The following is a 21814-nucleotide window of genomic DNA, read 5'->3' on the forward strand; positions in this document are numbered from 1 at the left end:
CCATGGCGTTCACGCACTTCATCGACCTCAGTGGACCGGCCGTCGGGCAGCTCGACGAGGACACCGTGGCCGTGCTGCCCGTCGGCGCGATCGAGCAGCACGGCCCTCATCTGCCGGTCGCCACCGACTACTACATCGCCCAGGCCATCGCGGAGGGAGCCGCCCGCGCCGCGGGCGAGACCTGCGACATCACGCTGCTGCCCGGACTCGCCTACACCAAGTCCGACGAACACGCCTGGTCGGGCGGCACGCTGTGGCTCACCGCGCGTACGCTGCTGGCGGTGCTCGACGACATCGGCCGCTCCCTGGCCGCGGGCCCGATCCGCCGACTCGCCTTCCTCAACGCCCACGGCGGCAACAGCGCCCTGCTCGGTGTCGCGCTGCGCGAGCTTCGTACCCACCATGGCCTGCGCACCTTCCTGCTGCACGCCAGTCTCCCGGCCGACCAGGGAGGTGTATCGGCCGCCGGAGAGCTGGGGCTCGGCGTGCACGGCGGGTTCAAGGAGACTTCCGCGATGCTCCATCTGCACCCCGATCTCGTCGACATGGAGCTCGCCCGGCACAGCGTGCCCGAGCACCTCACGGCGTACGAGCACATCGGGTTCGGCAAGTCCGTCTCGTTCGGCTGGACGAGCGACGACTTCGACACCGGCAACGGCGTCATCGGCGACCCGACCGGCGCCGACGCGGAGTCCGGGCGCAAACTCGTCGAGGCGGCCGTCGCGCAGAACGCCGCGGCCCTGCGCGAATGCGCCCGATTCCTGCCCGGTGGCACGGCGCCCGGGCCTGCGCCACAGCCTTGACGGTACGGGCAGCGCCCCGACCCTTTTCCGGCACCTCCGGACAAGCAAGCACGGCGTCAGTGGGAATGCGCCTCATCCGCTGGGCCGGCGGACACCAGCTCTGCGAAGGTTTCCACGGCACGCGTCTTGCCGGTGACGATGATGACGTCGCCCGGCTGGACGACCGTCTCCGCGGTCGCGTGGGTGAAGTCGGCGCCGGGGCGTTTGATGCCGACGACCGTCACGCCGTACTTGCTGCGCACGAGGCTCTCGCCGAGCGGCACCCCGCCGACGACCGTCGGGGCGAGCGTCTTGATCAGGGCGTAGTCGCTGTCGAATGCGATGAAGTCCATCATGCGGCCGGTGACCAGGTGGGCAACGCGCTCGCCCATCTCGTGCTCGGGCAGGACGACGTGGTGGGCGCCGATGCGTTCGAGGATCTGGCCGTGCTGGCGGGTGGTGGCCCGGGCCCAGATGTTGGGTACGCCCGCGTCGACGAGATTGGAGGTGGCCAGGATGCTGGCCTCCAGGTCGGTGCCGATGCCGACCACCGCCCGGGAGAACTGCCCGAGGCCGAGCTGTTCCAGCGCCTGGGGGTCGGTGCAGTCGGCGGCGGCGACGTGGGCGAGTTCGTCGCCCGTCTTCTGCACGATGCCGGGGTTGGAGTCGATGCCGAGCACGTCCCACCCGCGCCGCATCAGCTCCATGGCCAGGGAGTGGCCGAATCGGCCGAGGCCGAGTACGGCCACTTTGGAGTCGCCGGCCGGGCGCTCGCCGGCGGCGGGGTGCCGACGGCGGCGCAGGCGCAGGGTCTTGCGGTGGTCAGCCAATGACGGGTCGCTCCTCGGGAAGTGTGTAGCGGCGGTCACGCTCGCGGAGGGCCAGTGCGGAGGCCAGAGTGATGGGGCCCAGACGTCCGGTGAACATCAGGGCGATGAGGGTGAGTTGGCCTACAGCGGGAAGGCCGCCGGTGATGCCGGTGCTCAGGCCGACCGCGCCGAAGGCGGAGACGCTCTCGAACAGGACTGCCTCGGGAGCTTCGTCCGTGGTGGTGAGCAGGGCCAGCGTGCCCGACATGACGAGCGCCACGCCCAGGAGCGCCACGGTCAGGGCCTGGCGCAGCGCCGCCTCCGGGATTCGGCGGTGGGTGCCGACGACGAGCAGGACCGCGTAGGTGGCGAGGGTGAGCCGGGTGTGCAGGGACCAGCGGTGCCTGATCCTGCGGCTTACGCCCGCGCGGCCGACCCGCAGGAGCTCGAGCAGCACGGGGAAACCGAGGGCGCCGAGCAGGCAGCCAGCGGCAATCGGCAGGACGATCCAGCCGTCGTGCGCATAGCCGACGAGGTTGTCGTCGCGCAGGGCGAATCCAGCGTTGTTGAAGGCGGAGATCGCGTAGAACACGCCGTGGTGGAGCGCTTCCCCGGCCGACTGGCCGTAGCCGAAGCGGAAGCGGGTGGTGAGGATCGCGGCCAGTGCGAACTCGATGACGAGGGTGGTGCCTGCGATTCGCAGGACCACTCGGCGCAGGTCGGCGACGCCGAAGGACCCGGTCTCGGCCTGCGTGCTGAACTGCGTACTCAGCCGGAGCCGGCCGGCGACCAGCAGACCCAGCAGGGAGGCCAGCGTCATGATGCCGAACCCGCCGACCTGGATCAGAGCGAGGACCACGCCCTCGCCGAACGCGCTCCAGTGGCTGCCGGTGCCGACGATGGCGATACCGCCCGTGGCCGCTCCCGTGGAGGTGAACAGGGCGGTCAGGACGCTGGTGCTTCTGCCGGGCGCGGTGGCGGCCGGGAGCATCAGCAGGGCCGCGCCCAATGCGACGAACAGCGCCAGGGCCAGGACGGCGGCCCGGGTCGGTTGCGCGGCCAGCCGAGACCACCACGCCCGAGTCCTGCCCGCAGCCACCACTCACCTCCCGGTCATCCCTGAGCCTGCCTCGGCGGTGCTGCCTGTACCGCGGCCGGCCTGGCCGGTGATCGCCGCGGTGGACAGCAAGGGACAGCATCCCCGCCAAAAGGGGCATATGGAACGCGGCGCGGCGTCGAGAGGCGTCGAAAATCGCGAGAGGAACCGGGCGAGAAGAGCCGGACGAGAACAACCGGGCGGATCGACCGGGCGGATCGACCGGGCGGATCGACCGGCCGGGTCGCGCCTTCAGTGGATGCGGCGCCGCCGGGCGTCCGGCACGCCGGACTTCCGGAAGAAGTACGTGTTGATGTGGTCGCGCCACTCGCGGGCGCCGCGGAGCTGCTCCTCGTAGCGCTCCGTCGCCCGCGCGTGGCGTGCCGGGTCCACCAGGTCCGCGAGCCCGGCCCACACCCGGCGTGCGTCCTCGACCTCCTCCACGCCGTCGAAGTGCGTGTCGTAGATGTGCTGGATCACCGTCTCGCCGCTGTGGAGCACATGCCCGTACGGCACATGGTGGAAGAAGAGCAGCAGCTCGTCCGGGCAGGTCTCGGGCGATTCGTACACCTCCGCCCAGGGCTTGGCGTACTGCCCGGTGAACCCGGTGCCGGTCGCCTGACTGCGGTCGACGCCGATCCCGTCGCGGTCGGCGAAGTGGTACGTGCCCCAGGGGCTGTACTCGTAGCCGTCCACGCTCGGCCCGTAGTGGTGGCCCGGCTGCACCATGAAACCGACGCCGAGCGGCGCCGTGTACTTCTCGTACGTCCGCCATGAGCCGTCGAGGACCGCATGCAGCCCGCTCCGCAGCCGCGCGGGATCAGGGGTCTCCTCCGGTACGAACGTCAGCTCGATCCACTCGGCAAGGACGGCGCGCGGATCCGCGTCCGGCCGCCAGGCCAGCCGGCCGACGGCGTACAGGTTCGCCTGCGCCAGCGGATGCCCTGTCCAGAACGGGTCGTCGCCGGTGTTCGACACTGCCACCAGGCCGCCGCCGCGCGCCAGATCGCCGACGCTCGGCCCGTCCGCCCCTTCGGGCCGGAACCGCAGCGCCTCGCTCCACATCGGCCCGAGCCAGCACACGTGCCGCTGCTGTCCCGTGTACTCCTGGGTGGCCTGTATCTCGACCGCGATCCGGGTGTTCGGCATCGCTCCGATCACCGGGGACACGGGCTCGCGCGTCTGGAAGTCGATCGGCCCGTGCTTCACCTGGAGCACCGCGTTCGGCCCGAACTCGCCGTCCAGCGGCGCGAAGTGGTCGTACGCCGCGCGCGCCCGATCCGTCGAACGGTCCCGCCAGTCCTGCCGGTGGTCGTAGACGAAGGCCCGCCAGTGCACCGTCCCGCCGTACGGGGCAAGAGCCGCCGCGAGCACGTTGGCGCCGTTCGCGTGGCTGCGGCCATAGGTGAACGGGCCCGGCTGGCCCTCGGAGTCCGCCTTCACCAGGTACCCGCCGAAGTCGGGTATCGCCGCGTACACCCGGCCGGTCGCCTCCGCCCACCAGTCGCGCACCGCTTCGTCCAGCGGATCGGCGGTGGGCAGACCGCCGAGCACGACGGGCGCGGCGAAGGAGACGGACAGATGTGTCCGGATCCCGTACGGGCGCAGCGCGTCCGCGATCGCGGCCACTTCGCCGATCCGGGCGGTCAGCAGATGTGCTTCCGTCTCGTGCACGTTCACGTTGTTGACGGCGACCGCGTTGATCCCGCTCGCCGCCAGCAGCCTGCCGTAGCAGCGCACCCGCTCCAGTTCGGCGCGCGAGCCTCGCGCCCGCCCGTCCTGCCAGAACAGCGAGCCGCCCGAGTAGCCGCGCTCCACCTGGCCCATCACCGGATGCACGGCCACGTTGTCCCAGTGATCGAGCATCCGCAGCGACAGCGCGGGGCAGTGCACCTCGCGCGCCAACTCGCCCTGGAAGACCGCTTCGCCGAGCCGCACCACGTGGAAGAGCCCGTACAGCAGCCCGCGCTGACCGGCCGCTGTCACCCGTGTGACGCCGCCGGCTCGCTCCACCGCGAACCCTTCGGCTCCGAGCTCGTTCGGGTCGTCCTCGCCGAGCTCCAGCACCAGGTCGTACGGTGCGCCCGGTTCCTGCGCGTCTCTTACGACGCGGCCTCCGAACCGGTCGCAGGCGCCTGCCACTTCGCCGTGCACCGTGTCCACCAGCGGGCCCGTTCCCGCGATCAGCGTCCGCCGGGAGCCGAGCGGGCGGAATACGGCGGGCGGCAGCCATGCCGGGTCGACGCCGCTGGGCAGCGCGGGCACGGGTGCGGGTGAGGGTACGGGTGCAGTCACGAAAACCCCTGGTCAGTGCTTATATGAGCGGGCCGGGCCGGGCGGGCGGCCCAGCCTCGGGATGAAGCCTTGGAACTACTGAAGGCGCAGGACGGACACCCCGCACGGGTCGAGCGTCAGTGGCTCACCGCGCTCGACTTCCTTGCCGGTGAGCAGGTCCACGGCCGTCGCGTGCGCGGTGACGGACACCGCTTCGGGCGCGTGGTTCAGCAGGAAGAAGAGCGGGGTGCCGTCGGGCGCGGTGCGGCACGCGGTCTCGACGGAGGAGTACTCCGCGTACGGGCCGACCAGGCCGTGGCGGGCGAGGACGCGGCGTACCACCCAGTCGACGCCCGGCTGGTCGAGCGCGGTCGCGACGTACCAGCCCTCGCCCCCGCTTTCGCCGAAGCTGTGCCGGGTGACGGCCGGGGTGCCCGCGTAGAAGTCGGCCTGGTAGGTGCCGACGGGTTCGGCGCCCTGCGGAAGCACGATCTCGAAGACCAGACGCCCGTCGGTGCGCAGCGCCTCATCGCCCGTACCGAGCAGGACCGGGTTGATGACATCGGCCGGGCGCGAGTCCCACTCGTCGACGCGGACGCCCATGAGGTCGGCGAGCGGGCCCGGGACGTCGGTGAGGAAGGCGTTGTCGTGCTCGTCGACGCGGCCGGAGAGGAAGGTCGTCAGGACGGTGCCGCCGCGCGCGGCCACGGCCTCCAGACGGGTGGCGAGGTCGCCCTTGACCATGTGCAGGGCGGGGGCGAGGACCACGTCGTACGAGGTGAGGTCGGCGGTCACCGGGACGACGTCCACGTCCGCGCCCGACTCACGGGCGGCGCGGTAGTACGCGTGGACGACCTGCTGGTAGCGGACCAGGCGTGACGGCCCGTCGGAGATCTCCAGGGCCCACCAGCTGTCCCAGTCGAAGAGGAGGGCGGTACGGGCCGGGGTGCGGGCGCCCAGCGCGACCGAGCCCAGCTCCTCCAGCTCCCGTCCCACCTCGGCGACCTCGCGGAAAACGCGGGTGTCGTCGCGCCCGGCGTGGCCGATCACGGCCCCGTGGTACTTCTCGCAGGCCCCGCGCGAGGCGCGCATCTGGAAGTAGAGGGCGGCGTCCGCACCGTGGGCGACGGCCTGCCAGGTGGCCAGCCGCAGCTCGCCGGGGCGCCTGAGCGGGTTCACGTCGCGGCAGGCGGTGGTGGACGGGGTCTGCTCCATGAGCCAGAAGGGCGCGCCGTCCTTGAGGCCGCGCATCAGGTCGTGTCCGAGGGCGGCCATGGTGGGCGGGGCGTCGAGCGGCGGGTAGCTGTCCCAGGAGGCGAAGTCGAGGTGGGGCGCCCAGCGGTGGTAGTCCAGCGGCCGGTACATGCCCATGAAGTTGGTGGTGACCGGCGTTTCCGCGTCGTGGCGGCGGATCGCCTCCTTCTCGGCGCGGAAGCAGCCGAGGAGCGCGTCCGTCATGAAGCGGTGGTAGTCGAGGGTGATGCCCTGGAAGGCGGTGTGGTCGGGGCCGCGCCAGTGCTCGGTGAGCGCGTTGGGCGGCTCGATCTCGTACCAGTCGGTGAAGCGGTGCGACCAGAAGGTCGTGCACCAGGCGTCGTTGAGGGCGTCGAGCGTGACGTACTGCTCGCGCAGCCAGGTGCGGAACGCGGCGGCGCACAGGTCGCAGTAGCAGGCGCCGCCGTACTCGTTGTTGATGTGCCAGGCGAGCAGGGCCGGGTGGTCGGAGTAGCGCTCGGCGAGACGGCCCGCGATCGCGGTGCAGAGTCGGCGGTACGCCGGTGAGCTCGGGCAGAAGTTGTGGCGCTGTCCGTAGCCGTGGCGCCGGCCCTCGAAGTCGGTGCGGTTGACCTCGGGGTAGGCGAGGGCCAGCCAGGGCGGAAGCGCTGCGGTGCCGGTGGCGAGGCACACGCGACGGCCCTCGGCGGCCGCGCGCTCGAGGATGCGGTCGAGGACGGTGAAGTCGTAGGCGTCCTCGGCGGGTTGCGTGAGCGACCAGGAGAAAACACCGACCGTGAGGGTGTCGATGCGGGCCTGGTCGAACAGGCGGTGGTCCTCGTCCCAGACGGGCTCGGGCCACTGCTCCGGGTTGTAGTCGCCGCCATAGGGGATCTTGTCGGTCCTGGGGGTGTTCATGCGGTGAAGTCCTCCTGGGCCTCGGCAGTCACCGGGCGGGTGGTGTTGAGCAGGCAGAGCAGCAGGGGAGAGGCGAGCAGGGCCGGCAGGGCCTCGGTGAGCAGCACGGTCAGCCCGCCGGCCAGGACAAGCAGCGAGAACACGCCGAGGGTGGCCCGGCCGTGCCGGAACAGGAAGTACGCGGCGAGGCGCGCGGTATCGCGGCCGCGGAAGGCGAACAGGGAGGTGAGGACGAGCACGTGCGCGCCCCACAGGAGCGAGGCCAGGCCGATCAGCACGAGCAGCACCGCCCACCAGCCGGGCAGGCCGGTGGCATGGAAGTGGGTGAGCGATACGGCGATGACGGTGAGCCAGGCGAGCAGCGGCGTCCACAGTTTCAATACGGGCAGGGCATTGAGCCGCCAGCCACGCCAGAAGGCGCGCGCCGGGTGGAGCTCGGTGAGATCGCGGCTGCGGTGGTGCAGGGCGTAGAGAGCGGCGGACAGGGCGGGGCCGAGCGGCAGCAGACAGACGGCGGCGAGGGGGAGGTTGGATGGGTCGGCGCCGAGGAAGAGCAGCGCGGCGAGGCCGGGCGAGGCGGCGGCGAGGAGCAGCACCTCGACGGTGACCAGGGTGTGTACCAGGGCAGCCGCGCGCGAGAGAGGGCCGTCGCCGAAGCCGCGACGGCCGGCTGTCTGCGGGGCGCTCATCGGGACTCCTCCCGGCCGAGCAGGCGTCGCTCGTCCCACCATGGCGGCGTCTCGTCCTCCAGCGGGGTCACCTCGACCAGGGTGATCTCGTGGCGGGCGAGCGTGAGATCGAGCTCGGCGCGGCCGTCGTCGACGGGCAGCCGCAGGTGGGCCCGGGCGGGCTCGGCGGCCTCGTGCAGGACCTCGAGCTGGTGGGGGAGGGGCGAGCGCGGGCTGCCCATGCGCCGCCATGCCGCGTAGGCGTTGCCGTGCTCCTCGTCCACGGTGGAGCGGCGGACGAACGCCTCACTGCGCGGGCGGGCTCCGACCGGGACGGACAGGCGCAGCGTGTGCTGGTCCGGGCCGGGCGTCTCACCGGTCGGGTCGACGGGCGCCCAGGCCAGGACGGTCACCCGGCCGTCGGGGTGCCGGGTCACCAGGTGGTCGTCGCCGCGCGCCAGCAGCTCCTGCCCCATCCGCGCCATGAAGGCGTACAGGTGGTACGTCGGCTTCTTCACCTGGCGGTGCGTGAGCAGCCCGAAGCCGCCGTGGAAGAGCGCGGTGGGCGGGCCGACCTCCTCGAACATGTCGCTGAACGTCCAGTACGAGAAGGAGTCTGCGACCTCCCCGCCCGCGGCGAGCACTGGAGCGAGGTAGGCGGCGTGGAAGGCGGTGTCGTGGATCGGGTTGTCCGGTCGATATGAGGAGTTGAACTCTGTGATGTGGACGGGAACGTCCGCGAACCGGGTGCCCTTGAGCTGACGGCGTGGAGTCGCGAACTGCTCCAGCAGCCGCTCGGCCGGGGCGAGCGTCTGGTGGACGCCGAACGGCACGTGCTGGGCCGGGCCCGAGGTGTAGGCGTGCCGGGAGACGAAGTCGACGGGAACCTCCCGCTTCTCGGCGAACTCCGCGAACCGCACCATCCACTCGTCCGAACCCGGCGAGATCGCCGGGCCGCCGACCTGGAGGGAGGAGTCGACCTCCTTCACCGTGTGGGCGGTCACCTCGTAGAGCCGGTGGTACGCGGCCTCGTCCGCGTCCTGCCAGAAGTCCCGCAGATTGGGCTCGTTCCACACCTCGATGGGCCAGGTGCGGACCTCGTCGATGCCGTAACGGTCGATGAGGTGGGTGAGCGTGGCGCGGACCAGCCCCGCCCACTCCTTGTGGGAGCGGGGCGGGGTGACGTTGCCGTGCCACCAGAACACCGTCTGGTCGCCGGACGCCAACTCGTTCGGCATGAAGCCGAGTTCGATGAACGGCCGGATGCCGCGCTCCAGGTAGGCGTCCACGACCTGGTCGACGTAGGTGAAGGAGTGGTGGACGTGGCGGGCGCCCTGCCACTCGTACGGCCGGTGGACGCCCATCCCGTCGCTGAGCAGGCCATGGCCCCGGATGTACCGGAATCCGATCTCGCGCTGCAGCAGGGCGAGCGAGTCCTGGTAGTCGCGGCGCAGCGCTAGTTCGATGCGGCCGGTGCCGACGCAGAAGCGCCAGGCTTCGGAGAGCTGTCCGGCCGGCTGGTCCGGAATGCGGTGACGCATGGCCTTGCTCGTCATCGTCAGCCGTTCTCCTGCTTGAAGCGCTCGTACGCCTTGTTGTGCAGGTCGATGAACTGCTCCATGTTCTTGGCCTTCAGTTCGGCGACGTAGTTGTCCCATTCGGACAGCGGGCGCTTGCCGAGGGCGAACTTGAGGGTGTTCTGCCTGACGTGGTCCCTCAGCGGGGTCTCCCAGAGGGTGGCCTGCTCCTGCTCGGAGGCCTTGAGCGGGTGAGCAGGCTCGACGGGCAGCAGCTTGCGCTGGGCCATCGACTCCTGGAACTCCTGCTCGTCCTCAGTGAAGGAGGACGTGACCAGGGACCAGTTACCGCCGTAGGCGAAGACGCCGTTGGAGAACCCGTAGTCCTTCTGCATGTCCTTCTTCGCGTCCGGGTTGATGGCCTGGACCTTGATGCCGTCCTTGGGGGCGTACTGGCCAGGACCGGACGACGTGTACGTGACGTCCTTGACGCCCCACTTGGCGAGCTCCTGACCGGCGTCCGAGTACCACAGCCAGTCGACGAACTGCATCATCGCGACGAAGTTCTCGCTCTTGAGGGCCTCGCTGGAGATCATCATGCCGTTCTCCAGACGGCTGCCCGCCACCACGGGACCGGCAGGGCCGACCGGCACCGGGATGATCGCGATGCTCGAGCCCTTGACCTGCTTCTCCAGGTTGAGGCGGTACTCGTCCGCGAGGACCTGCGGATTGGCGCTGATCACGAAGGACTTGCCGCCGAGGAGCTTCTGCTTGGCCTGGTCGTCGGACTGAGTGAAGCTCTCCGGGTCCACCAGGCCGTCGGACACCAGCTTGTTGAGGTACTCGAGCATCTGGCGGTACTCGTCCATGGCACCGGTGAAGACGTACTTCTGCGCCTTGGAGTCGAAGTAGTAATTGTTGTAACCCCAGCCGCCCTTGGTGCCGAAGGACTGGGCGAGGAAATTGAGCAGCGCACCGCCCGGCTCGGGCTGGTTCCAGCGGTCCGAGAAGGGATACACCTTGGGGTGGGCCTCCTTGAGGCCCTTCAGCACCTCGTGGACCTCGTCCCAGGTGGTCGGCAGCTCGAGCCCCGCCTCGTCCAGCACGTCGGTGCGCAGGGCGAGGGAGTAGCCGACCTTCACCTTCTCGTGGATGCCCGGCAGGAGGTAGTACTTGCCGTCGGCCTGCCGGATGGAGTCGAGGTCTCCCTCCAGCCCCCACTTCTTGACCTTCTCCTGGAAGTTGGGCATCAGGTGCACGTATTCGCTGACCGGGAGAATGGCTCCGGAGGCGACGAACGCGGTCTCCTGACCCGGATACGTCTTGGGGATCAGGAACGGCGCGTCACCCGCGCCGATGAGCAGACCTCTCTTCTTCTCGTAGTCGCTGTACGGGACGCCGGTCGTCTTGAACGTGACGTTCGTACGCTTGGTCAGTTCCTTCCAGAAGAGCCAGCTCTTCTTGGGCGGGTAGACCGGGTTGTCCAGGTGGAGAAGGGAGAAGGTGAGCGGCTTGGTGGCCTTGAACTGGTCGCCCACGCCGTACTTCTTCATCGCCCCGACCTCTTTCTTGGAGAGGTCCTTGGGGTCATCGCTGGAGTCGTCGCCGCTGCCGCAGCCGACGAGGGTGGTGAGGCCGGCGAACGCCGCGGCGGCAAGCAGGCTGCGCCGGGACAGCTGTCCGGTGTTGTTCACGGATACTCCCTTGTTTCCGTATTCGGGGGTGTTTCTCCGTAGCCGAGGGCCGAGTTTTCTCGTGTCAGCCCTTGACCGCGCCGAGCGTGACGCCGGAGACGAAATAGCGCTGGACGAACGGGTAGACGGCGAGAATGGGCAGTGCCGTGAGCAGGATCGTGACGGACTGGATGTTCGCCCCCACCTGCGTGAGCTGCTCCGATGTCGCGCCGACGTTCCCGCCCTGTGTCGCGCCGGCGATCATGTTCCGGAGATAGACCGTGACCGGCATCAGCTCGGACCTGTCCATATAGAGGAATGCACCGAACCAGGAATTCCAGAAGGAAACCGAGTAGAACAGCACCATCGTCGCGATCACTGCTTTGGACAACGGCAGCACGATGCGGAGCAGAATCCCGTAGGTGTTCAGGCCGTCGATCTGGGCGGCTTCTTCGAGTTCGGACGGCAGGCTTTCGAAGAAGGCCTTCATCACGAGCAGGTTGAAGACGCTGATCGCGTTCGGGATCACCAGGGCCCACAGCGTGTTCTTCATGCCGAGGCTGGTGATGAGGACGTAGTTCGGGATCAGGCCACCGGTGAAGAACATGGTGAAGACGGCGATGCCGATCAGCGCGTTGCGGCCCTTCAGGTGCTGCTTGGACAGGACGTACGCGTAGCAGGTGGTCAGCACCATGGCGATGGCGGTCGCGACCACCGTATAGAGCACGGTGTTGCCGTAGTTCCGCCAGAACATCCCGTCCGAGATCACAAGGCGGTACGTGGTCAGGTTGAACCCCTCGGGCAGCAGGTTCACCTCGCCGGCCCGGATGCGGTCCTCCGCGCTGAAGGAACGGGCGATGATGTTCACGAAGGGGTAGAGGGTCACGACCACGACCCCGGTGAGGATCAGCCCGTTCACCGCCTGGAAGACGCGGTAGCCGCGGGAGGGCTGGTGCACCGAGGTGCGCGGGCGCGGAGCCCGGCGCAGAGGGCCACTGGACAGGGTCACCACAGGCTCGTCCCCACTGTGCGACGCGAGAGCTGGTTGGCGGAGAAGATCAGCACCAGGCCGATGATCGCCTCGAACAGACCGATGGCGGCGGCATAGCTGAAGCTGTTGGACTCCACACCCGTGCGGTACAGGTACGTGGAGATGACGTCCGCGGTGGGATACGTCAGCGGGTTGTAGAGCAGCAGGATCTTCTCGAAGCCCACCGCCATGAACGTGCCGATGTTGAGGATCAGCAGCGTGATCATGGTGGGCCGGATGCCCGGCAGGGTGATGTGCCAGATCTGCTGCCAGCGGTTGGCGCCGTCGATGCGCGCCGCCTCGTACAACTCATCGTCGATCGTGGTGAGAGCGGCGAGGTAGAGGATGGTGCCCCAGCCGGCGGTCTGCCAGATTTCCGAGCCTACATAGATTGTCCGGAACCACTCCGACTCCTGGAGGAACGGGATCGGCTTGTGGCCGAACGCCTCCAGCGCCTGGTTGACCGGGCCGTCCGTCGCAAGAATCTGCATCGTGATGCCCGCGATGATCACGATGGAGAGGAAATGCGGAAGGTATGACACCGACTGCACGAACCGCTTCATCGCGCGCGTACGCACCTCGTTGAGCAGGAGTGCCAGCACGATCGGTACGGGGAAGCAGAACACGAGCGTGAGGGCGCCCAGCCACAGCGTGTTGGTGAAGACCTGCCAGAAGGTCGGGTCACTGAGGAACATCTGCACATAACGCAGACCGACCCAATCCTCACCCAGGATCGACCCGCCCGGCTCAAACCGCCGGAAAGCGATCACATTCCCGATCATCGGCAGATACCGGAAGATCAGGAAGAACAGCAGCGGCAGCACCGCGAGCGAGTACAGCTGCCAGTCACGGCCCAGCGCCTGCCGCCAGGTGCGGCGGGCGGGCGGCAGCGGCCGGCGGGGCGGGGGCGGAGACCCGGGTGGCGGCGGATCCTCGGTGCCGTGCGGCGGATCCAGGGCGGTGGAGGTGCTCATGCTCAGGCCTCCGTGGCGTGTGCGGGACGGGCGGACGGGCCCGATGGGCCCTTGCGGATAAGGGGTGGTGGTGCTCGACGGGCGGGCACGTCCGGAGACACCCGACGTCACTGGAATCCGTGACCGATACGTTTCAGGGGCTTTCCGGTAACGTGGCGGCAACTTAGGGGCGGCTTGGCGGGCTTGTCAATGGTGCTCACATGCAGGGATGTTGAGCGGACCGTGCCTCAACTGCAACGTTTCAGAACGGGGTCGGATCCCGTGCGGTGCTGTTACTGTCTTCCGGAAATTTTTGATCAGTGACCGTAACGACTGGACGAGCGCCCGCCGTCCCCGATCGCCTGCGAGGTTCCGTGCCCGCCTTCGACCTCCCCCTGGACGAGTTGGAGCGACACCGCCCCGCGCTCGACGAGCCCGCCGACTTCGACGTCTTCTGGCAGAACACCTTGAAGGAGGCGGAACAGGACGAACCCCTGGTGTCGGTACAACCCGTGGACAACGGACTGCGGCTGGTCGACAGCTGGGACGTGACCTTCCGCGGCTTCGCCGGCGAACCGGTGCGCGCCTGGTACAGCCGCCCTGCCGGCGTGTCAGACGCCCTGCCCGCTGTCGTCGAGTACGCCGGTTACGGCCGCGGGCGCGGCCTTGCGCACGAAAGGCTCACCTGGGCCGCCGCCGGATACGCACACCTGCTCATGGACAACAGAGGACAGGGCGACCAGTTCGGCTGCGGCGGCGACACCCCGGACCCGCACGCCTCCGCGCCAGGCGGCCCCGGACCGGCCGCGCGCGGCCTGCTCGCACCGGGCGACTACCACTACCGGCGGCTCATCACGGACGCGGTGCGCGCGGTCGCCGCCGTGCGCGCGCTGCCGGGTGTGGACGGTGCCCGTGTGGCGGCCGTCGGCAACAGCCAGGGCGGCGGCCTCGCGCTGGCCGTCGCGGGACTCGTCCCGGACCTGGCGGCGGTGGCGGTGAGCGCCCCGTTCCTGTGCGGCATCCGTCGCGCGCTGAACCTCACCGACGCCCCTCCCCACGGTGAGATCTCCGCCTATCTCTCGGTACACCGCGAGGCCGTCGCGGCCGCCATGCGCACCCTCTCCTACATGGAGGGCGCCTCCTTCGCGCGCCGCGCCCACGCCCCGGCGCACTTCGGCGTCGGGCTGCGCGACACGGTCTGCCCGCCCAGCGGCGCGTACTCCGCCTTCAACCGCTACGGCGAACTGACCGGCAGCGCACCGCGCCGGGAGATCCACGCCTACCCGTTCAACGGGCACGAACACGGCGACGCGGTGCACGTGCGCAAGCAACTGTCCTGGGTGCGCGAGGTATTGGGCGACTGAGAGAACAGCCTCGCACCGAGGTCAGCAGCAGACCGCAGCCGCCCTTACGCCAAGTCCGCCCCCGGGCGCAACACCCCCTGTCCTCACACCGTGCTGCCGGGCTACTCTCAATGTCCCACAACGTCCGTCCGCACCGGCTCCGTTGGGACAGCATGACCGCCACTCCGCACGATCAACCGCCCACGCCACGCTTGTTGCTCGAACGCGAACTGGAGCTTGCGGCGGCCGCCCGGGCCGTCGACACGCTCCTGTGCCCCGCACGCCCCGAAGGCGGCGTCCTCGTGTACACGGGAGAGGCCGGCGTCGGCAAGACGTCGCTGCTCGGCGCGGTGCGCGCCACGGCCGAGGACCGCTGCACGGTGTGGTCGGCCCGCGGCAGCCAAGCGACGACGTCGGTGCCCTTCCACCTCGTACGACAACTGCTGCATCCCGTACTCGACGGGCTCGACCCGGACGAGGGGCTCGAACTCCTCGGTGAGGACTACGAGATCGCGGGCCCCGCCGTCGGCCTGGCCGCCGCAAGTGGTCCTCCCGCTTGCCCGCAGGGCGTATGCGACGGGCTCGGCCGGCTCGTCGGCCGCCTCGCGCGCAGCCACGGACCTCTCGTCCTCGTCGTCGACGACGCCCACTGGGCCGACACCGAATCGCTGTGCTGGCTGGCGTCGTTCAGCGCACACGTGTCCGGTCTGCCGCTGCTGCTCGTCATCGCGCACCGCCCTCCGGAGCTGTACGGCAGCGAGCTCGGGCACCTCGCCGCCGTGGGAGAGGCCGCCCGCATGCGCGTCGCCCTGCAGGCCTTCACACCGGACGCCACCGCCGAACTGGTGCGCACCATGCTCGGTGACGACGCCGACGCATCCTTCTGCCGCGAGGTGTGGGCGGTCACCGGCGGCAACCCGTACGAAGCGGTGGAACTGCTGGAGAAGGTCCGGGCCCGCGACATCAAGCCCGTCGAGGAATCGGCGGATCTGCTGCGCGGGATCGGCGCCACCGCACACGGACGCGGGCTCATCGACAGGCTCGAGCAGATCGGCGCCGACGCCACCAGATTCGCGTGGGCCGCGGCCGTACTCGGCATCGACATCTCGCTCGAACTGGTCCAGAGCCTGGCCGGCCTGCGCAAGGCCCAGGCAGCCGACTGCTTGGCGAGGCTGCGCGCCGCCCGCATCCTGACGGGCACCGACCCGGTGGAGTTCGTGCACCCGGTCATCGCCACCGCCGTGTACCGCGCGATCCCTCCGGCCACCCGTACCGCGATGCACGGGCGCGCCGCCTGGCTCACCAGTCAGGCGGGTCTCGGCCTGGCACCCGCGTCCCGCCACCTCCTGGAGGTACAGCCGGACGACGACCCCGAACTCGTGGAGCAGTTGCGCGCCGCTGCCGCCGAACACCTCGCGGTCGGCGCCCCGGACGCCGCCCGGCGCTGCCTGGAGCGGGCCCTGCGCGAGCCGCCGCACGCGCGCGTGCGCGCCCATGTCCACTACGAACTGGGCTGTGCCACCCTCCACACCTCGCTGCCGACCACGGTGCGCCACCTGCGTGCCGCCCTCGATCTGCAGGGCCTCGACGACGAGTCGCGCGCCGACGCCACCTGCCGCCTCGCCCAGGCCCTCGCCCACAACAACGAGATGCGCGAGGCCGCCGCATCCGTCAAGGCCGCGATCGCCCACACTCCGCCCGGACTCGGACGGATACGCCTGCAGGCCGCACACTTCATGTACGAGGCGTGCCGCGGGGAAGAGGACGACGGCCCGGCCCGCTCCCGGCGGCTGGCCGCACTCGCCGACCACCTACCGGGGCACTCCAACGCCGAACGCGCCCTGCTCACGCTCAGGGCCTTCGACGGGATGCTGCGCAGCGAGGACGCCGCCCATGCCGTCGCGCTCAGCGACCGGGCCCTCGACGGAGGCCGCCCGCCGCGCGGCCTCGGCTGGACGGACACCGAGTGGGGCTGGGAGTACCCCTTGCTGAACGGCATCACCTGCATCTACACCGACCAACTCGACCGCGCCGAGGAGCTCTTCAGCGAGGCCCTGCTCGCGTATGAGGTGTCCGGCTGGAGCGGCGTCCACCTGGCCCTGGCGTACACGCTCATGGGAGGTGTGCACCGGCGCCGCGGTCGGCTCGCCGAAGCAGAAACCTTTCTTCGGGAGGGGCTGCGCCTCGCCGACCGGGTCGGCAGCGGCCTGCCCGTCCACTGGGACGCGGTGTGCACGCTCATCGACACACTGCTGGCCCGAGGCCACACCGAACAGGCCCAACGCATCGCGGACGAGTACGACTTCGGACCCCCGTACCCCGACCTGCTCGTCTTTCCCGACGCCCGCACCGTCCGCGGCAGGCTGCTGCTCGCCCAGGGCCGCAGGAAGGAAGCGGTCGTGGAACTCGAGGCGGCCGGCGCCGCCCTCGAGGCCCGCGGCCACCACAACAGCGTGTACGCCCCATGGGCCCTCGAACTGGCCCGAGCTCTCGCCCACGACGACCCCGACCGTGCCGCGTCGCTCGCGGCCCAGGCCCGGAACGACGCGGAACGCTTCGGCACCGACACCGCCGTGGGCGAAGCCCTGCGCTGCGCCGCCGCCTTGGCGGCCCCAAGCGATGCTGCCCCGCTCCTCGCCCAGGCCGTCACCCGCCTCGCGGCGTCCCCGTCGGCGTACGAACACGCTCTCGCGCGCGTCGAGTACGGCCTGCTGGTCAAGAGCCCTGACGAACTCCGCCGAGGACTCGCCCTGGCCGAGACCTGCGGCGCCGACGCCCTCGCCGCCCGTGCCTCTCGAGCGCTGGCATCGGAGCAGCCTCTGACATGAAGAAACGTTCTGTCTCTGTGATCGAGCGCAGCGGGGTCTGTACGGTCGAAGCGATGCCGTCGACCGTACAGACCCTCGTTCCGATCGCCTCGGTCAGACGGCGGCCCAGCCGTCGTCGACAGGGAGAACGGCGCCGTTGACGAAGGCGGCGGCGTCGGAGGCGAGGTAGACGATGGCGGCGGCCTGTTCCTCAGCGGTGCCCATCCGGCCGATGTTGCTGCCGATGAGCTGGCCGATCACGGCGGGGCCGTGCGCGTCGGGGCTGGCGTCGACCTGGATGCTGGTCGCGGTGGGGCCGGGGGCGATGGCGTTGGCGCGGATGCCCTTCTTGCGGTACATGACGGCGAGGTTCTTGACCAGGCCGACGATGCCGTGCTTGGACGCGGTGTAGGCGGCTCCGGCCGCGCTGCCGCGCAGTCCCGCCTCGGAGGCGGTGAAGACGATCGAGCCGCGGCCGGCGGTCAGCATGTGCGGCAGCACGGCGCGGGTGAGCAGGAAGGGCGCGGTGAGGTTGATGTGGATGACGCGCTGCCACTCGGCATCGTCGGTGTCGGCGAGGGCCGACATGCGGTCCATGATGCCGGCGTTGTTGACCAGTACGTCCACGCCGCCGAACGCCTCCACGGCCGTGGCCACGACCTGGTCCACCACCTGCTGGTCACTGAGATCGCCGACCACCGCCTGAGCGACGCCTCCCGCGTCCTTGACCGCCTTCACGGTCTCCTCGGCGCTGTCCGGGTTCAGGTCGGCAACCAGGACCTTCGCGCCCTCCGCGGCGAACTTCAGGGCGGCGGCGCGGCCGATACCCGATCCCGCTCCGGTGACGATGACGCCGCGTCCCTGAAGGCCAGTGCTGCTCATGTGGGGGCTCCTCGTTGTCTTGCGTTGTTTTGCTTCTGTGTGCGCCAAGCGGTACGGGCGACCGGGGCGCCGACCGTCAGGCGCGGTGCCGGAGGCCGTGTCCAGCGACGCGTGCGCCGTGGGCCTGCGGTCGGGTTGCGCCGCTCAGCGGCCTTTACTTGAGTAAAGTAAGCATGCGCGTATTACTTGAGTCAAGCAAGTAATGTAAAATGGGTCCATGACCACAGCGCCGCGAGCAACCGCCCCCGTCTCGACGGACGTGGCGGAGATCGAGCGAGCCCTCACTCGCATCGTGTATCTGAACAGCCGGGTCCGGCAGCACGACCGCATGATGGCCCGGGCCGGAGTGCCGCTCGACCGAGCCGCCGTGGCGCTCCTGCGGCAGATCGCGGATGGCGAGGCCGTCCGTCCCAGCGAGCTGGCCACCCGGATGGCCGTGGAGGCGTCCCATGTCACCCGGCAGGTGCAGCAGCTGCAGAAGACCGGCTACCTCACGCGCGTCCCGGACCCAGATGACCGCCGCGCGCAGCTCATCCAGCTCACCCCCTTCGGCCGCGAGGCGGTCGAGCGCATCCGTGACGTCAGTTGCCGAGGCATGCAGGGGGCGTTGGCCGCGTGGTCGCCAGAGGAGTTGCAGCAGCTCGCCACCCTGTTCCACCGGATGGTCGACGACTTCCTCTCCTACAGCGGTGAGGACGAGGCTCGCGAGGGCGAGTGAGCGGGCGTCAGGCCGGTTCGGAAAGAGGCCGCCGGGCGGTGACGCGGGTGCCGACGCTTTCAGGAACGCTTCCCTGAAAGCGTCGGCGCCACCACGTGATACGTACGGTCACTACGGCAGTTCGGTCACCCGGTCGGTGCCGGGCGGGGCGACCGGGCTGTTGGTCGTGAGGTAGTCGGTCAGGGCGTCGATATCGTCTCCGCCGCCGACGAGATCGGTGCCCTTGGCGAAGGTGGTGAACCCGTCGCCGCCCGCTGCGAGGAAGGTGTTGGCGGTCACCCGGTACGTGGCGTCCGGCTTCAGTACCTCACCGTTGAGCTTGACCGACGCCGGATCGATGCGGTCGCCGACGGGCGCGCTGCGGGAGAAGGAGTACGTCAGGCCCTTGGAGACGCCCAGCATGAGGGTGGGCGCCCGGGTGCCGGAGTCGTTGAACTGCTCCTCCAGGATCTGCTCGATCTGAGCTCCCGTCAGGTCCAGGGACACCAGGGACCCGGCGAAGGGCTGCACGGCGAACGCCTCCGCGTAGGTGATCTCGCCCGGCCCCTCACCGCCCGAGGACGACGCGTACGTCAGGTCTGCGCGCACCCCGCCCGGGTTCATCAGGGCGATCTGGGCGCCGCCGCGGTCGTCCGCCGAGGTCGCGGCCAGCTGGGCGTCCGCGACCAGGTTCGCCAGGTCGGACTCGGCGTCCCGCGTCTCGGAACGGATGATGTCGCCGGTGATCCGGCCGACGACCCTGTTGGCCAGCGGGGCCGACAGCTCCTTCCACTTGGCGATGACCGCGGTCTGGTCGGCGTCCTTGGGGCCGGTACGGGTGACGAGGTGGTTCATGGCGGCGACCTGGTCCCGTACGACGTCGCCGGTCTCGCGGTCGACGGGCAGCCGGGTCTCGGTGACCACGCGGCCGAACGAGGACGCCGACGTGACACTGCGCGGCTTGCCGTCCGGGTCGGGGATCGAGCAGATGTACGGCTGGTGGGTGTGGCCGGTCACGACGGCGTCGATCGACGGGGCCAGGTTCTTCGCGATGTCGACGATCGGTCCCGAGATGCCTTCGCACTGACCGTACGAGCCGGCCTGGACGCCGCCCTCGTGGAGCAGGACGACGATCGCCTCGACCCCCTGCTTCTGCAGCACACGGGCGGACGCGTTGGCGGTCTCGACCTCGTCGAGGAAGCGCACGGACTTGATGCCGGACTGGCCGGTGACCTCGGGGGTGCCCTCCAGGGTCATGCCGATGAAGCCGATCTTCACGCCGTCCACCTTCTTGACCCAGGTGGGTGCCAGGAGGGGCTTGCCGGTGGAGCGGTAGTTGACGTTGGCGGCGAGCCAGGGGAACTCCGAGCCGTCGTACGGCTCGTCCTTGATGTAGCAGCCGTCCTCGGGGTGGCAGCCGCCGTTCTGGATGCGCAGCAGTTCGTCGGTGCCCTCGTCGAACTCGTGGTTGCCGACGCTGGTGACGTCCAGGTGCAGCTTCTCCATGGACTCCACGGTCGGTTCGTCGTGGAAGAGGCCCGACAGGAAGGGGCTGGCTCCGATGATGTCGCCCGCGGCCACGGTCAGCGATCCCTCGGTGCCCTGGCGGAGCTGCTCCAGCCGGGCCGCGAGGTACTCGGCCCCGCCGACCGGGGTGGACTTCGCGTCGAGCTTTGAGCCGAGCGTCGCGTCACGGCCGGACGGCGGCTCCAGGTTTCCGTGGAAGTCGTTGAAGGACAGGAGCTGGACGGTCGCCGTGGACGGCCGTGCCTGGACCGTGGGGAAGTCGTGCGTGTACGAGGTCCACAGCTTGACGTCGCGGGAGTCCGTCTTGCCGTTGCCGTCGAGGTCGCCCGCTCTGCCGGCCTTCGGGATGGCGGCCACGTCCTTGGCGTTGACGGTGCCGTCTCCGTTCACGTCCGGGGTCCGGGTCGCGAGCAGGTCCGCACGGACGGACAGCAGATGGAACTTGGTGACACTGCCGTTGAAGCCGAAGTTGTCGTCCGCGACGAGCACGAGCGAGCGGGAGCCGTCGGGCAGCTTCGGGCCCCAGGTGATGCCCTCGACGTTGTCGGCGTCGGTGCCGGACGTGGTGAAGTCGTAGAGCAGCTTCTTCGGCATGGGCTTCTCGTCGCCGGAGAGCGCCTCCTCGCCGTTCACGTCGGTGGCGCCGATGGTGCTGGTCCAGTACAGGCGGATGGAGAAGCCGATGCCGGAGGCGAAGGAGCGCTCAACGGTGATGTAGTCGGTCTCGTTGATCGCCAGGATCTCCGAGACTCCGCGGTCCGCCGAGTAGACGCCGACGGGGGAGGGCAGCGGGGCGGTCGGCGCGTCGGAGATCGGGTCGACCTCGTAGAGGTGCTCAGCCCCCGGCTTACCGGTCGCGGCATCCATGACCAGCAGCCGGGACGGGCTCTTGGCGGTCAGGCTCGCGGCCGGGCCGTCCTGGATCAGGGCGTTCTCGGTGACGGTGACGGCCTTGGTGCCGTCGGGGGAGTAGGTGAGCCCCTCGAGCGCCTGGTTGTTGCGAACGCCTGCGGTCAGCGTGCCGGAGGCCGAGCGGACAGGGGCGTACGCCTTGGGGAGCGGCAGTTCGCGCACGTACTCGCCGGACGGGGACGCCTCGCGGACGAACGCCGGCTGACCGGAGGAGGACGCACCCTCGCTGGTCCACAGCAGGCTCTTGCGGTCCGGTGCCCACCGGATCGCCTCGGGATCAACGGCCTTGGCGGCGAAAGGCTCACCCGTGGTGTCCTGCAGCACGGTCAGGGCGTCCAGCGCGGGCTTGTCGTCGGCGAAGCCGCTGTCGTCCAGCGGCAGACGCAGCGTGTAGAAGCGGGCCTTGCCGTTCTCGGAGCGGTCGTCGCTGAGAGCGGCGTACTCACCGGATTCCGGGTCGTAGTCGATGCCGGACAGGCCGCCGAAGGGCATGCCCAGCTCGGTGGTCCCGGCCGGGACGGTGAGGGTGTCGAGCAGCTCGACGGGCTGCTTCTCCTCCGTGCCGGCGGCGAAGCCGTTCGCGAGGGTCAGGCCGCCGAGCAGGGCGGTGGCGGCGAGAGCGCTGAGCAGGGCGCGTCTGCGGCGCGCCCTGTGTCTGTGTCGCATGCGGTGCTCCAGGTCGTGAGGGTCTGTCGGGGATGAGAAGACGAG

15 protein-coding genes are annotated in these 21814 nt (G+C 69.9%); 4 read left to right on the forward strand and 11 right to left on the reverse strand.

Going from position 1 to position 21814, the window contains the following annotated elements:
* Positions 1-2 precede the first annotated feature (2 nt).
* Complete coding sequence (locus H1D24_RS19760; RefSeq protein WP_181658933.1) at positions 3-803, forward strand: creatininase family protein; 801 nt, start codon at positions 3-5, stop codon at positions 801-803.
* 56 nt (positions 804-859) lie between these two features.
* On the opposite strand, the gene H1D24_RS19765 is transcribed toward H1D24_RS19760, so the two are convergent.
* The 9 genes from H1D24_RS19765 to H1D24_RS19805 form a co-directional block, all read right to left on the reverse strand.
* Complete coding sequence (locus H1D24_RS19765) at positions 860-1612, reverse strand: potassium channel family protein (protein ID WP_220136931.1); 753 nt, start codon at positions 1610-1612, stop codon at positions 860-862.
* Complete coding sequence (locus H1D24_RS19770; protein WP_181658934.1) at positions 1605-2690, reverse strand: potassium transporter TrkG; 1086 nt, start codon at positions 2688-2690, stop codon at positions 1605-1607. Before H1D24_RS19770 ends, H1D24_RS19765 begins: the two co-directional genes overlap by 8 nt.
* Before the next feature lie 249 nt (positions 2691-2939).
* On the reverse strand, positions 2940-4982 hold the full coding sequence (locus H1D24_RS19775; protein ID WP_374064261.1) for an alpha-glucuronidase: 2043 nt from the start codon (positions 4980-4982) through the stop codon (positions 2940-2942).
* A 75-nt stretch (positions 4983-5057) separates the two neighbouring features.
* A complete protein-coding gene (locus H1D24_RS19780) occupies positions 5058-7094 on the reverse strand; it encodes a beta-galactosidase (RefSeq protein ID WP_181658935.1) in 2037 nt (678 codons plus the stop codon).
* On the reverse strand, positions 7091-7783 hold the full coding sequence (locus tag H1D24_RS19785) for a YesL family protein (protein WP_181658936.1): 693 nt from the start codon (positions 7781-7783) through the stop codon (positions 7091-7093). The genes H1D24_RS19780 and H1D24_RS19785 overlap by 4 nt, the downstream gene beginning before the upstream one ends.
* Positions 7780-9318 carry a GH39 family glycosyl hydrolase gene (locus tag H1D24_RS19790; RefSeq protein ID WP_258564179.1) on the reverse strand — a complete coding sequence of 513 codons (1539 nt, stop codon included), beginning with the start codon at positions 9316-9318 and terminating at the stop codon, positions 7780-7782. Before H1D24_RS19790 ends, H1D24_RS19785 begins: the two co-directional genes overlap by 4 nt.
* Before the next feature lie 2 nt (positions 9319-9320).
* On the reverse strand, positions 9321-10973 hold the full coding sequence (locus tag H1D24_RS19795) for an ABC transporter substrate-binding protein (protein WP_181658937.1): 1653 nt from the start codon (positions 10971-10973) through the stop codon (positions 9321-9323).
* A gap of 64 nt (positions 10974-11037) precedes the next feature.
* The gene (locus tag H1D24_RS19800; RefSeq protein ID WP_181658997.1) at positions 11038-11910 is read right to left on the reverse strand and encodes a carbohydrate ABC transporter permease; all 873 of its coding nucleotides are present in this window, start codon (positions 11908-11910) and stop codon (positions 11038-11040) included.
* A gap of 47 nt (positions 11911-11957) precedes the next feature.
* Complete coding sequence (locus H1D24_RS19805; protein ID WP_181658938.1) at positions 11958-12956, reverse strand: ABC transporter permease; 999 nt, start codon at positions 12954-12956, stop codon at positions 11958-11960.
* Positions 12957-13309: 353 nt separating this feature from the next.
* On the opposite strand from H1D24_RS19805, the gene H1D24_RS19810 reads away from it, so the two are divergent.
* Positions 13310-14299, forward strand: coding sequence for an acetylxylan esterase (locus tag H1D24_RS19810; RefSeq protein WP_181658939.1), 990 nt, complete (start codon positions 13310-13312; stop codon positions 14297-14299).
* 152 nt (positions 14300-14451) lie between these two features.
* The gene (locus H1D24_RS19815; RefSeq protein WP_181658940.1) at positions 14452-17106 is read left to right on the forward strand and encodes an ATP-binding protein; all 2655 of its coding nucleotides are present in this window, start codon (positions 14452-14454) and stop codon (positions 17104-17106) included.
* A gap of 93 nt (positions 17107-17199) precedes the next feature.
* Here H1D24_RS19815 and H1D24_RS19820 read toward each other — a convergent pair whose 3' ends face one another.
* A complete protein-coding gene (locus tag H1D24_RS19820; RefSeq protein WP_181658941.1) occupies positions 17200-17967 on the reverse strand; it encodes an SDR family NAD(P)-dependent oxidoreductase in 768 nt (255 codons plus the stop codon).
* Positions 17968-18184: 217 nt separating this feature from the next.
* Here H1D24_RS19820 and H1D24_RS19825 point away from each other — a divergent pair, with 217 nt between their 5' ends.
* Entirely contained in the window at positions 18185-18685 is a 501-nt protein-coding gene (locus tag H1D24_RS19825; protein WP_181658942.1) for a MarR family winged helix-turn-helix transcriptional regulator, read from the forward strand.
* Between the two features lie 111 nt (positions 18686-18796).
* On the opposite strand, the gene H1D24_RS19830 is transcribed toward H1D24_RS19825, so the two are convergent.
* Positions 18797-21769 (reverse strand): esterase-like activity of phytase family protein, encoded by a 2973-nt coding sequence (locus tag H1D24_RS19830; protein WP_181658943.1) that lies wholly within the window; start codon positions 21767-21769, stop codon positions 18797-18799.
* Positions 21770-21814 lie beyond the last annotated feature (45 nt).

The sequence above is a fragment of the Streptomyces himalayensis subsp. himalayensis genome (assembly GCF_013778455.1).
Taxonomy (GTDB): Bacteria; Actinomycetota; Actinomycetes; order Streptomycetales; family Streptomycetaceae; genus Streptomyces; species Streptomyces himalayensis.